Origin of the sequence: Streptomyces tailanensis (assembly GCF_008386495.1) — a bacterium.
GTDB lineage: Bacteria > Actinomycetota > Actinomycetes > Streptomycetales > Streptomycetaceae > Streptomyces > Streptomyces tailanensis.
The window spans coordinates 1-12,382 of sequence record NZ_VTHJ01000056.1; the positions used below are offsets into that span (position 1 = coordinate 1).

Below are 12,382 nucleotides of genomic sequence, written 5' to 3' on the forward strand. Positions count from 1 at the left end.
CGGCCGCCGCGAAGCCCGCGGCCGCCGCGCCCGCGCCCGCTGCTGCCAAGCCGGCGCCCGCCGCTCCGGCCAAGCAGGCCGCGGCCCCGGCCGCCGACGGCCCGGAGCTGGTCACGCTGCGCGGCCCCGCCGCCGCGGTCGCGAAGAACATGAACGCCTCACTGGAACTGCCCACGGCCACATCCGTGCGCGCCGTCCCGGTGAAGCTGCTGTTCGACAACCGCATCGTCATCAACAACCACCTCAAGCGGGCCCGGGGCGGGAAGATCTCCTTCACGCACCTGATCGGCTACGCGATGGTGCAGGCCATCAAGGCCATGCCGTCGATGAACTGGCACTACGCGGAGAAGGACGGGAAGCCCACCCTCGTCAAGCCGCCGCACGTCAACTTCGGCCTCGCCATCGACCTGGTCAAGCCCAACGGCGACCGCCAGCTGGTCGTCGCGGGCATCAAGAAGGCCGAGACGCTGAACTTCTTCGAGTTCTGGCAGGCCTACGAGGACATCGTCCGCCGCGCCCGTGACGGCAAGCTGACGATGGACGACTTCACCGGTGTCACGGTCTCCCTGACCAACCCCGGCGGCCTCGGCACCGTCCACTCCGTGCCCCGTCTGATGCCCGGACAGTCGGTCATCATGGGCGTCGGCTCCATGGACTACCCGGCCGAATTCCAGGGCACCAGCCAGGACACCCTCAACAAGCTCGGCATCTCGAAGGTCATGACGCTCACGTCGACCTACGACCACCGGGTCATCCAGGGCGCCGCCTCCGGCGAGTTCCTGCGCCTCGTCGCGAACCGCCTCCTCGGCGAGCACGGCTTCTACGACGACATCTTCGAGGCCCTGCGCATCCCCTACGAGCCGGTCCGCTGGCTCAAGGACATCGACGCCAGCCACGACGACGACGTCACGAAGGCCGCCCGCGTCTTCGAGCTGATCCACTCCTACCGGGTCCGTGGCCACGTCATGGCCGACACGGACCCGCTGGAGTACCGCCAGCGCAAGCACCCCGACCTGGACATCACCGAGCACGGGCTCACCCTGTGGGACCTGGAGCGCGAGTTCGCGGTCGGCGGTTTCTCGGGCAAGTCCCTGATGAAGCTGCGCGACATCCTCGGCGTCCTGCGCGACTCGTACTGCCGTACGACCGGCATCGAGTTCATGCACATCCAGGACCCGAAGCAGCGCCGGTGGATCCAGGATCGTATCGAGCGCCCGCACTCCAAGCCGGAGCGCGAGGAGCAGCTGCGCATCCTGCGCCGGCTCAACGCGGCGGAGGCCTTCGAGACCTTCCTGCAGACGAAGTACGTAGGCCAGAAGCGCTTCAGCCTTGAGGGCGGCGAGTCGGTCATCCCGCTGCTGGACGCGGTCATCGACAGCGCCGCCGAGTCCCGCCTGGACGAGGTCGTCATCGGCATGGCCCACCGCGGCCGCCTGAACGTCCTGGCGAACATCGTCGGCAAGTCGTACGCCCAGATCTTCCGTGAGTTCGAGGGCAACCTCGACCCGAAGTCGATGCACGGCTCCGGCGACGTGAAGTACCACCTGGGCGCCGAGGGCACCTTCACGGGCCTGGACGGCGAGCAGATCAAGGTGTCGCTGGTCGCGAACCCGTCGCACCTCGAAGCCGTCGACCCGGTCCTGGAGGGCGTCGCCCGCGCCAAGCAGGACATCATCAACAAGGGCGGCACGGACTTCACGGTCCTGCCGGTGGCTCTCCACGGCGACGCGGCCTTCGCGGGCCAGGGCGTGGTGGCCGAGACCCTGAACATGTCGCAGCTGCGCGGCTACCGCACCGGCGGCACGGTCCACATCGTCATCAACAACCAGGTCGGCTTCACGGCGGCTCCCGAGTCGTCGCGGTCCTCGATGTACGCCACGGACGTGGCGCGCATGATCGAGGCCCCGATCTTCCACGTGAACGGCGACGACCCCGAGGCGGTCGTCCGCGTCGCGCGCCTGGCCTTCGAGTTCCGCCAGGCGTTCAACAAGGACGTGGTGATCGACCTCATCTGCTACCGCCGCCGCGGTCACAACGAGTCGGACAACCCGGCGTTCACCCAGCCGCTGATGTACGACCTGATCGACAAGAAGCGCTCGGTGCGCAAGCTGTACACCGAGTCGCTGATCGGCCGGGGCGACATCACTCTGGAAGAGGCCGAGCAGGCCCTGCAGGACTACCAGGGTCAGCTGGAGAAGGTCTTCACGGAGGTCCGCGAGGCTACGTCGCAGCCGGCCGCCGCCGAGTCCCACGACCCGCAGGACGGCTTCCCGGTCTCGGTGAGCACCGCGATCTCGGCGGAGACCGTCAAGCGCATCGCCGAGTCCCAGGTCAACGTCCCGGACCACATCACCGCCCACCCGCGTCTGCTGCCGCAGCTGCAGCGCCGGGCGTCGATGGTCGAGGACGGCACGATCGACTGGGGCATGGGCGAGACCCTCGCGGTCGGCTCCCTCCTCCTGGAGGGCACCCCGGTCCGCCTGGCGGGCCAGGACTCCCAGCGCGGCACCTTCGGCCAGCGTCACGCGGTGATCATCGACCGCGAGACGGGCGAGGAGTTCACGCCGCTGATGTACCTCTCCGAGGACCAGGCACGGCTGAACGTCTACAACTCCCTCCTCTCCGAGTACGCGGCGATGGGCTTCGAGTACGGCTACTCGCTGGCCCGCCCCGAGTCCCTCGTGATGTGGGAGGCCCAGTTCGGCGACTTCGTCAACGGCGCCCAGACGGTCGTGGACGAGTTCATCTCGTCGGCGGAGCAGAAGTGGGGCCAGACGAGCGGCGTCACGCTCCTCCTCCCCCACGGCTACGAGGGCCAGGGCCCGGACCACTCCTCGGCCCGCCCGGAGCGCTTCCTCCAGCTCTGCGCCCAGAACAACATGACGGTCGCCATGCCGACCCTCCCGTCGAACTACTTCCACCTCCTGCGGTGGCAGGTGCACAACCCGCACCACAAGCCGCTGGTCGTCTTCACCCCGAAGTCGATGCTGCGCCTCAAGGCCGCCGCGTCGAAGGCGGAGGAGTTCACGACGGGCCAGTTCCGCCCCGTCATCGGCGACCCCACGGTCGACGCGGCCGCCGTCAAGAAGGTCGTCTTCTGCGCGGGCAAGGTCTACTACGACCTCGAGGCCGAGCGTCAGAAGCGCGGCGCCACGGACGCTGCAGCTGCCGAGACGGCGATTATCCGCCTCGAGCGCCTGTACCCGCTCCCGGGTGCCGAGCTCCAGGCCGAGATCGCCAAGTACCCGAACGCCGAGAAGTACCTCTGGGCCCAGGAAGAGCCGGCCAACCAGGGCGCCTGGCCGTTCATCGCCCTGAACCTGATCGACCACCTCGACCTGGCCGTCGGCGCCGACGTCCCCCACGGCGAGCGCCTGCGCCGCATCTCCCGCCCGCACGGCTCCTCGCCGGCGGTGGGTTCGGCCAAGCGGCACCAGGCTGAGCAGGAGCAGTTGGTGCGGGAGGTGTTCGAGGCGTAATCGCTCTCGATCCCATCCGTACGCAGCCGGGCCGCACCCCTCTCTCGGGGGTGCGGCCCGGCCGTTTCCGCGCACTTATCCTTGACGCATGTACTTCACCGACCGTGGCATCGAGGAACTGGAGAAGCGGCGCGGCGAGGAGGAGGTCACCTTCGAGTGGCTCGCCGAACAGCTGCGGACGTTCGTCGATCTGAATCCGGACTTCGAGGTGCCCGTCGAGCGGCTGGCGACATGGCTGGCTCGGCTGGATGACGAGGACGACGAGTAGAGCCCCAGGTCGGGGGAGTCAGTCGCGGGGGTGGGACAAGTCGTAGAGCAGGCCGAGGGCGCCGTGGGCGATCAGGAGGCTGCCCGCGACGATCCAGCCTCCGCCGCGGCGGTACAGGCCCCAGACCGTGAGCGGTAGGCCGGCCACCAGTTGGGCGGTGGCGAGGGCGCGGGCTCTTGGGGTGCCGGCCCAGGGCAGCCAAGGGCCCAGGCGGCCGCGTTCGAGGGCGTCGAGTTCCGTGCGTACGGCTCCACGCCAACCCGTCCATTCGATGCGCTGGACGTCCGGCTGGACACGGGCGACCCCGCGCAGGCGGTCGGCCGGTTCGCCCGGGGCCAGGCCGGCGGGGAGGGCCACTCCCGCGCGGGCGAGGACGGCGAGGAGGCCCAGCATGCGGGTGCGGGCCTTCGCCGTCGGGTCGGGCTTCGTGAGGTCGTACAGGGGCTGCGTGTCGAGGACCGGGTCCAGGCCCAGGCGGGCGGCGAAGGTACGCATCGCCTCGTCCTCGCCGACCGGCGTGCCGTTCGCGAGCCATACGTAGCCGACGGTGCGGCGGAAGCCGGCGGCAAGGGTGCAGCCGCTGCGGTCCGCGTCCCACCACAGCGCGAGTACGGGCCAGGAGGCGCCGACGGCGAGGGCGGTGGCCCAGCCGGTGAGGACGCTGTCGACGGGTTCACCGCCTTCCAGCCAGGGCTTGCCCTCGGGCACGAGCACACTCCACCCGGTTCCGGCCGAGGTGAGCAGCATGCGTTCGCGCAGCAGTTGGGCGACGGGGGCGACGGAGTCGGGATCCGCCCGGCAGAGCAGGAGCGCGCCGGGGGCGGGTGTGGGCCGGGAGTTTTCCGTCGACATGCACCCACGCTAGGGCGATTTGTCCGCATACACCCCTGCGGGATCACCGGAACGGGTGTCTTGACTTCCCGTCACCGCGATATATCGTGAATTACGTGAGACGCGATATTGCGCGTATGGGGTGGTTGGTTCTGTCGAGGAGGTCAGCGCTATGTCCGAGTGGTCCGTCGCCGAGCCACGAAAGCTCACATTCGACGAACCGGTGACGGCACTGCATGTGCGAGTCGTCAACGGAACGGTGAACGTCGTGGGCACCGAAGAGGGTTCCGCCCGTCTGGAGGTCTCCGATCTGGAGGGCCCACCGCTGACGGTGACGCAGAGGGACGGCACCCTGACCATCGCGTACGACGATCTGCCCTGGAAGGGCTTCCTGAAGTGGCTCGACCGAAAGGGCTGGCGTCGCAATGCGCTGGTCTCGCTCGCCGTTCCGGCCGGCACCCGGGTCGAGGTGGGCGTGGTCGGCGCCACCGCCGTCGTCTCCGGAGTGGGCGGGCGTACGGACGTGAAGGGCGTCTCGGGCGACACCACCCTGGTCGGCCTGTCAGGGCCGGTGCGCGCGACGACGGTGTCCGGGAACGTGGAGGCACAGGCCCTCACCGGGGATCTCCGGCTGAGTTCCGTCTCCGGCGACCTGACCGTCATCGAGGGGTCCTGCCCGACCGTCAAGGCCGAGTCGGTGAGCGGCTCGATCATCCTCGACCTCGACCCCACGGGCGGGCCTACCGACGTCGGCCTCAACAGCATCTCCGGCGAGATCGCCATCCGCCTCCCCCACCCCACCGACGCCGAAGTCGAGGCCAACACCGCCAGCGGCACCATCGCCAACGCCTTCGACGACCTCCGCGTCACCGGCCCCTGGGGCGCCCACAAAGTCACGGGCCGCCTCGGCAAGGGAAATGGCCGCCTGAAGGCGACGACCGTCTCCGGTTCCATCGCCCTACTGCGCAGGCCTCCGGCGGAGGACGAGCCTTGGGGTGGGGATATGGGGGACGAAGCGATGAGGGGCATGCGCACAGGGGGTATGGAGGCTGGGTCGCGCGACGCCGGATCAAGCGACGGGGGTCCACGCGACGCACGGCCACACGGCGGCGGGTCTGGGGACGGGGGCGCTGGGGGTCTTGGGGCGAGCGGTGGTGTGGCGGGGGACGACCTGGCGGGGGACGCCGACCCCGGGGGCGAGGGCGCCAAGGCGGACGGCGGCACGCCGGGGGCGGGCACGGACTCCCTCGGGCTGAGCGGCGGCACAGCGGTGGCGTCGGGCACGGCTTCGAGTACCGACGCGCACGAGGCCCCGCCCGGTAACCCGGGGGCGGGCACCGACTCCGCTGGACTCGGCGGCACAGCGGTGGCGTCGGGCACGGCTTCGAGTACCGGCGCACACGTGGCCCCGCCGGGCACCCCACAAGCCGAGCGGATCGGTGTCGTGACCGACAATGTGTCTGCCGACTCCTCCGAGCCGTCCACCGACCTCACCAGGTCGGCTGCCGACTCACCTGAGCCGCTTGCCGACGCGACTGAGCCGTCCGACGCCCCCTCGGGCCACGCGACGTCCGAGGGACCCACAGGACCCTCGCCCGACAGTTCGGCCCCCGGTTCGGCCGACGGCACGAACTCCAGCACGACCGAGAAGAAGGTGTGACATGCCTCCCGTCTTCGCCCACGGACGCCTGCGGCTGTATCTGCTGAAGCTGCTGGACGAGGCGCCGCGCCATGGCTACGAGGTGATCCGGCTGCTGGAGGAACGCTTCCAGGGGCTGTACGCCCCCTCGGCCGGCACCGTCTATCCGCGCCTGGCCAAGCTGGAGGCCGAGGGGCTGGTCACCCACACCACCGAGGGCGGCCGCAAGGTGTACGCGATCACGGACGCGGGCCGCGCCGAACTGGCCGATCGGAGTGGCGAGTTGGCCGACCTGGAGCTGGAGATCCGCGAGTCGGTGGCGGAGCTGGCCGCCGAGATCCGAGCCGATGTACGGGGCGCGGCGGGCGAGCTGCGCCGCGAGATGCGGGCGGCGGCCTCCGAGGCACGCAAGGGCGGCGGGGCGGGCGCCGGTGAGCAAGGGCCGCTCGGGGAGTTCGGGGAGTACGCCGACAAGGAGGCCTGGCGCGCCGCGAAGGAAGAGATGCGCCGCGTCAAGCAGGAGTGGAAGGAGCAGGCCCGGCGGGCGAAGGACGAGAGCCGCCGGGCCCGCGAGGAGGCCCAGCGCGCCCGCCGCCAGGCCAAGGAGGCCCAGGAGCGGGCCCGCACCCAGGCTCAGGAAGAACTCCAGCGCATCGCCAAGCGGGTCCAGGACCACGTCCAGGACCACTTCACCCGGGGCGACTGGCCGACGGGCGTACGTGAAGGGCTCACCGAACTGGCCAAGGAGTTCGGCGAGTTCGGGAAGGACTTCGGAAAGGAGTTCGGCAAGGACTTGGGCTTCGGGCGCACGGGGGCGGGGACGGGGACTGAGGCAGGTGCGGGCGCCAGCCCCGGCTCTGGCTCTGGCTCTGGCTCTGGCTCTGGCTCTGGCTCAGCGACTGATAAGGGCGTCGGGGAGCCCGAGTACTCGACGACTCCCGAGGACTTCCCCGGCACGTTCGAGCCCGCCTGGGTGCACGAGGCCTCCACGGGCGATCCCGGCCGCGATCTCGACCGCCTCCTGGACCGTTTCCGCGACGACATCCGCGACGCGGCCCGCGACCACGGAGTGACAGAGGACCAGCTCCGTGACGCCCGCCGCCACCTGTCGACAGCGGCGGCTCACATCGGGGCCGCTCTGAGGACACCCAAGGCGTAGCGCCGGGGGCGAGGGCGGGCGCCGAGAGGGCCTCCCACGCTCACCCCCGGCTCACCCCGCCTTGGCCTCTCCGGGGCCATAAAGGACCCGCTCCAGCGCCTCGTGCGTCACCCCGTGGTCCGCGAGGACCTCGGCTGGGACACCGGGGCGGGTGGTGAGAGCGAGGAGCAGGTGTTCGTCGCCGATGTGCCGGTCACGGCGGGCGACGGCGATGCGGAGGGACTTCTCCAGGATGTCCTTGGCGGGCCGGCTGAAGGAGCGGTGGCCGGTCCACCACCGCTTGTCCTTCCAGTCACCGGACATCGCGCCCACGCCGTGCGCCTCCTCGACCCGGGAGACGATCTCCGAGACGTCGATCCCGAGCCCGGCAAGCGCCTCGGCCTCGGCCCGGGAGAGGCCGGCCCGGCGTCGTACGTCGTCCAGGGCACGCCGTACGGACTCGCTGTGGTCGGTGAGCCCGAGCGCCGACAGCGCGAAGGAGCCGCGGCTGCCCCGGCGGTCGAGCAGCGCGAGCAGCAGGTGCTCGGCGTCGACGGTCCGGGATCCGGCCCCCTCGGCGTGCTCCACCGCGCCCAGCACCACGGCCCGGGCGTCCTTCGTGAACCGTTCGAACATCAATGCCTCCCGTACTTCTTGTGCACGGCTTGCCTGCTCACACCTAGTTCCGTGGCGATCTCCTGCCACGACCAGCCCTGATTGCGCGCGCTGCGCACCTGGACCACTTCCAACTGCTCCAGCACCCTCCGCAGCGCGGCGACGGCCCGCAGCCCGATACGGGGGTCGCGGTCGCCCGCGCGCTCGGCGAGATTCGTTGCTTCGGTCATGCTGTCAACTTACGTTGACGTCGACGGTCGCGTCAACCCCGGTTGACATGACGACGGCCGGCCCGGAAGAACCGGGCCGGCCGTCGTGTCGATGGATTCCGTCAGGGGTTGGTGAGAACGATCTTTCCGAACTGGTCCCCCGACTCCAGGCGTTCAAAGCCCTCGCGGGCGCGGTCCAGGGGCAACGCCTCGTCGATGACGGGGCGTACGTCGGTCGCGGCGCAGAAGGAGAGAAGATCCTTCAGTTCGTCCTTGCTGCCCATGGTGGAGCCGACGACCTTGAGTTCGAGGAAGAAGATGCGGGTCAGTTCGGCGTGGGAGGGACGGTCGCCGCTGGTGGCGCCGGAGATGACGAGGGTGCCGCCGGGACGCAGGGACTTCACGGAGTGGGACCAGGTGGCGGCGCCGACGGTCTCGATGACCGCGTCGACGCGCTGCGGCAGCCGGGCCCCCGACTCCAGCGCCTCCACCGCGCCCAGTTCCAGGGCCCGCTTGCGCTTGGCCTCGTCCCGGCTGGTGGCGAACACCCGCAGTCCGGCCGCCTTGCCGAGCACGATCGCGGCGGTGGCGACACCACCGCCGGCGCCCTGGACGAGGACCGAATCGCCGGGGCGTACGCCCGCGTTGGTGAAGAGCATGCGGTACGCGGTCAGCCAGGCGGTGGGCAGGCAGGCGGCCTCTTCGAAGGAGAGTTCCTTGGGCTTGGGGAGGACGTTCCAGGTGGGGACGGCGACCTGTTCGGCGAAGGTGCCCTGGTAGCGCTCGGTGAGGATCGAGCGGGGCTCGTCGGGGCCGACGCCGTGGCCGGTCTGGCCGATCACCGAGTGCAGGACGACCTCGTTGCCGTCCTCGTCGACGCCGGCGGCGTCGCAGCCGAGGATCATGGGCAGCTTGTCCTCGGGGAGGCCGACGCCGCGCAGGGACCACAGGTCGTGGTGGTTCAGCGAGGCGGCCTTCACGTTCACGGTCGTCCAGCCGGGCCTCGGCTCCGGGGCCGGGCGGTCGCCCAACTCCAGTCCGTTGAGGGGGCGGTCACGGTCGATGCGGGCGGCGTAGGCAGCGAACATGGGCCTGACCATAGGGGTACGCCGGAGGCGATGGAACCGGGCCGCGCTGTGACACGCGTCCCGCCACCGGATCCGCCCGGGGAGGTTTGCGCCTCCAGACCCCCCTGGGCGGTTTGTTCGGCTGCGGGGAACTGCGCGACAAGCCCCCACCCACCCGCACCCGGACGGGTAGGGGCGGCGGGGGCGGAAAACCCAACGGCTCCGCCCCGCACCAGCGGGACGGAGCCGTCGAACCAACCGTCGGCGTCGGGTCAGCGCCGAGCCACACCCTCCGCCCGAGCCGCCGCGGCCACCGCCGCGGTCACCGCCGGGGCGACCCGCTCGTCGAAGGGGGACGGGATGACGTAGTCGGCCGCGAGGTCGTCACCGACGACCGAGGCCAGCGCCTCGGCCGCGGCGATCTTCATGCCCTCGGTGATCCGGGACGCCCGCACCTGCAACGCCCCCGCGAAGATCCCGGGGAACGCCAGCACGTTGTTGATCTGGTTCGGGTAGTCCGACCGCCCCGTCGCGACGACGGCCGCGTACTTGTGGGCGACATCGGGGTGCACCTCGGGGTTCGGGTTGGCCATGGCGAACACGAACGCACCCTCGGCCATGGAGGCGACCGCCGCCTCCGGGACCGTACCGCCGGAGACGCCGATGAAGACGTCCGCGCCCGCGAGGGCGTCCTCCAGGGAGCCCGACAGCCCCGCCTTGTTGGTGAGCTCGGCGAGCTCCCGCTTGACCGGCGTGAGGTCCTCGCGGTCCGCGGAGACGATGCCCTTGCGGTCGGCGACCGCGACGTCGCCGAGGCCGGCCTCAAGCAGCATCTTGGCGATGGCGACACCCGCCGCACCGGCACCGGAGATGACGGCCCGCAGGTCGCCCAGCCCACGGCCGGTCAACCGAGCGGCGTTCCGGAGGGCCGCCAGTGTCACGACCGCCGTACCGTGCTGGTCGTCGTGGAAGACCGGGATGTCGAGGCGCTCCTGGAGCCGCTTCTCGATCTCGAAGCAGCGGGGCGCCGAGATGTCCTCCAGGTTCACGCCGCCGAAGGACGGGGCGAGACGGACCACGGTCTCGATGATCTCGTCGACGTCCGTGCAGGCGAGCGCGATCGGCACCGCGTCGACGCCGCCGAACTGCTTGAACAGGATCGCCTTGCCCTCCATCACCGGGAGGGAGGCCTCGGGCCCGATGTCGCCGAGGCCGAGAACCGCCGTACCGTCCGTCACGACGGCGACGACCGAGGATTTCCAGGTGTAGTCGTTGACCAGTTCGGGCTGCTCGGCGATGGCGGTGCACACGCGCGCGACGCCGGGCGTGTAGGCGAGGGACAGATCGTCCTTGTCGCGGATCGGCACGGTGGACTGCACGGCCATCTTGCCGCCGCGGTGCAGGGCGAACGCGGGGTCGAAGGAATCGAGCGGCTCCCCGCTGCCCTCCTGCCCCGTATTGCCCGTGCCGGCGTCGTTGCTGTCGGTGCGAGGATTGACAATCTCCGCTGCCACGTTGGTGACCCCTTAAGTCTTCAAGGTTTGAGGGTGACCGCTCCCGGTTCGGGAACGGGCGGGCACCGCGTAAGTCCCAGGTCACCGATACGTACGGCGACACCTGCGGGCTCAGACGCGACGGGCGCGCCGCACACGCGCCCTGGGCCCCGGATGAGGGGTGTGAAGAACCTTCTTACCGGACGGACGGCGCCGACGACGAGTCCATACCTGTTCACACCTCGAAGGTCACAACTGATGGTCACCACCGAAGGTCATTTGCAGACGATCACCGGTGCCGCGACTCATCGCCGCATGACAGGACAGGTTCGAACAGATCGTGACAAGTCCCATACGGCCGCGTGTGCGGGGTCCGCGGCCGACCGCATCCTGAGATGCACCGAAGATCCTCCGGCCAGAAGGAGGGAAGTCCGCACAGGATTCGGCTTGATCACCTGGTCTGCGACGGTTCGTGGGGTGCTCGGGGGTGACCCGTTATCCGATTTTGACATGGGGGGTCATCTGAATGCACATGCCCGAATGGCAAGATGCCCTAATCACACGAGGTCGCGACACTCGAAGAAGTGTGTCGCCCCAGCCGACCCTGTCGGCCTTCTCCACACCTTCTCCACCCACCCCGCCGGAGGAATCCACCATGACCGCAAGCACCACTCGTCGTACGACCGGCCTGCGCTCCCGGACAGCCGCGGTCGGCGCGATCGCGGTCGCGGGCGCCCTGCTGCTCACCTCTTGCGGTGACCAGACGGACAAGAACACGGACTCGGACAGTGCCTCCGCCTCCGCTGCCGCACCGCTCGCCGACAAGCTTCCCGCGGACATTCGCAAGGCGGGCGTCATCAAGGTGGGCTCCGACATCGCGTACCCGCCGGTCGAGTACATGGAGGACGGCAAGGCAGTCGGTATCGACCCGGACATCGCCGAGGCGCTGGGCAAGCAGCTGGGCGTGAAGTTCGAGTTCCAGAACAACAAGTTCGCGCAGCTCATCGTGGGCCTGGAGGCCGAGCGGTACAACGTGATCATGTCCGCGATGAACGACACGGCGGACCGCCAGAACGGCGTCGACTCCGACACCGGCAAGAAGGTCGGCAACGGCATCGACTTCGTCGACTACTTCACCGCCGGCACCTCGATCCTGGTCCAGAAGGGCAACCCCAAGGGCATCAAGTCCCTGGACGACCTGTGCGGCCAGGTCGTGGCCCTGCAGGTGGGCACCACCTCCGAGGGCATCGCCAAGGAGCAGAGCAAGAAGTGCGAGAAGGACGGCAAGAAGGCCATCAAGCTGCAGACCTTCGACACCGACCCCGAGGCGCTGCTCCGGCTCAAGCAGGGCGCGTCCGTCGCGGACCTGAATGACTTCCCGGTCGCGGCGTACAACGCGAAGACCTCCGGCGGCGGCAACGACTTCGAGGTCGTCGGTGACCAGATCGAGGCCGGCCCGTACGGCATCGGTGTCAGCAAGAAGAACACCGAGCTGCGTGACGCCCTCCAGGCGGCGATGGCCGCGATCATCGAGAACGGCGAGTACGAGAAGATCCTCAAGGAGTGGAACGTCACCGACGGTGCTGTGACCGAGGCGAAGATCAACGGCGGCTCCTGAGCCTCGCGCAACACTGAAGGGCAGT

9 protein-coding genes and 1 pseudogene are annotated in these 12,382 nt (G+C 69.9%); 5 read left to right on the forward strand and 5 right to left on the reverse strand.

Features of this window, described 5'->3' with window-relative positions; genetic code table 11:
- Together F3T56_RS34740 and F3T56_RS34745 are read left to right on the forward strand one after the other, a co-directional pair.
- A partial coding sequence (locus tag F3T56_RS34740) for a multifunctional oxoglutarate decarboxylase/oxoglutarate dehydrogenase thiamine pyrophosphate-binding subunit/dihydrolipoyllysine-residue succinyltransferase subunit (protein WP_149829330.1) occupies window positions 1-3,479 on the forward strand: 3,479 nt, incomplete at its 5' end.
- A gap of 88 nt (window positions 3,480-3,567) precedes the next feature.
- A complete protein-coding gene (locus F3T56_RS34745; protein ID WP_003992906.1) occupies window positions 3,568-3,747 on the forward strand; it encodes a DUF6104 family protein in 180 nt (59 codons plus the stop codon).
- A gap of 18 nt (window positions 3,748-3,765) precedes the next feature.
- Here the strand turns inward: F3T56_RS34745 and F3T56_RS34750 are convergent, their stop codons facing one another.
- Complete coding sequence (locus F3T56_RS34750; RefSeq protein WP_149829331.1) at window positions 3,766-4,599, reverse strand: hypothetical protein; 834 nt, start codon at window positions 4,597-4,599, stop codon at window positions 3,766-3,768.
- Window positions 4,600-4,750: 151 nt separating this feature from the next.
- Here F3T56_RS34750 and F3T56_RS34755 point away from each other — a divergent pair.
- Both F3T56_RS34755 and F3T56_RS34760 read left to right on the forward strand, forming a co-directional pair.
- Window positions 4,751-5,716, forward strand: a pseudogene (locus F3T56_RS34755) (DUF4097 family beta strand repeat-containing protein); the annotation flags it as partial.
- Between the two features lie 523 nt (window positions 5,717-6,239).
- Window positions 6,240-7,376: a PadR family transcriptional regulator gene (locus tag F3T56_RS34760; RefSeq protein WP_149829332.1), complete on the forward strand. Its 1,137-nt coding sequence runs from the start codon at window positions 6,240-6,242 to the stop codon at window positions 7,374-7,376.
- A 51-nt stretch (window positions 7,377-7,427) separates the two neighbouring features.
- Here F3T56_RS34760 and F3T56_RS34765 read toward each other — a convergent pair whose 3' ends face one another.
- The 4 genes from F3T56_RS34765 to F3T56_RS34780 form a co-directional block, all read right to left on the reverse strand.
- On the reverse strand, window positions 7,428-7,991 hold the full coding sequence (locus tag F3T56_RS34765; RefSeq protein WP_149829333.1) for a Clp protease N-terminal domain-containing protein: 564 nt from the start codon (window positions 7,989-7,991) through the stop codon (window positions 7,428-7,430).
- The gene (locus F3T56_RS34770; RefSeq protein WP_149829334.1) at window positions 7,991-8,200 is read right to left on the reverse strand and encodes an HTH domain-containing protein; all 210 of its coding nucleotides are present in this window, start codon (window positions 8,198-8,200) and stop codon (window positions 7,991-7,993) included. The genes F3T56_RS34765 and F3T56_RS34770 overlap by 1 nt, the downstream gene beginning before the upstream one ends.
- 101 nt (window positions 8,201-8,301) lie before the next feature.
- On the reverse strand, window positions 8,302-9,267 hold the full coding sequence (locus F3T56_RS34775; protein WP_149829335.1) for a zinc-binding dehydrogenase: 966 nt from the start codon (window positions 9,265-9,267) through the stop codon (window positions 8,302-8,304).
- Window positions 9,268-9,518: 251 nt separating this feature from the next.
- Window positions 9,519-10,760 carry an NAD(P)-dependent malic enzyme gene (locus F3T56_RS34780; RefSeq protein WP_149829336.1) on the reverse strand — a complete coding sequence of 414 codons (1,242 nt, stop codon included), beginning with the start codon at window positions 10,758-10,760 and terminating at the stop codon, window positions 9,519-9,521.
- 634 nt (window positions 10,761-11,394) lie between these two features.
- Here F3T56_RS34780 and F3T56_RS34785 point away from each other — a divergent pair.
- The gene (locus F3T56_RS34785; protein WP_149829337.1) at window positions 11,395-12,357 is read left to right on the forward strand and encodes an ABC transporter substrate-binding protein; all 963 of its coding nucleotides are present in this window, start codon (window positions 11,395-11,397) and stop codon (window positions 12,355-12,357) included.
- The last annotated feature ends 25 nt before the right edge of the window (window positions 12,358-12,382 follow it).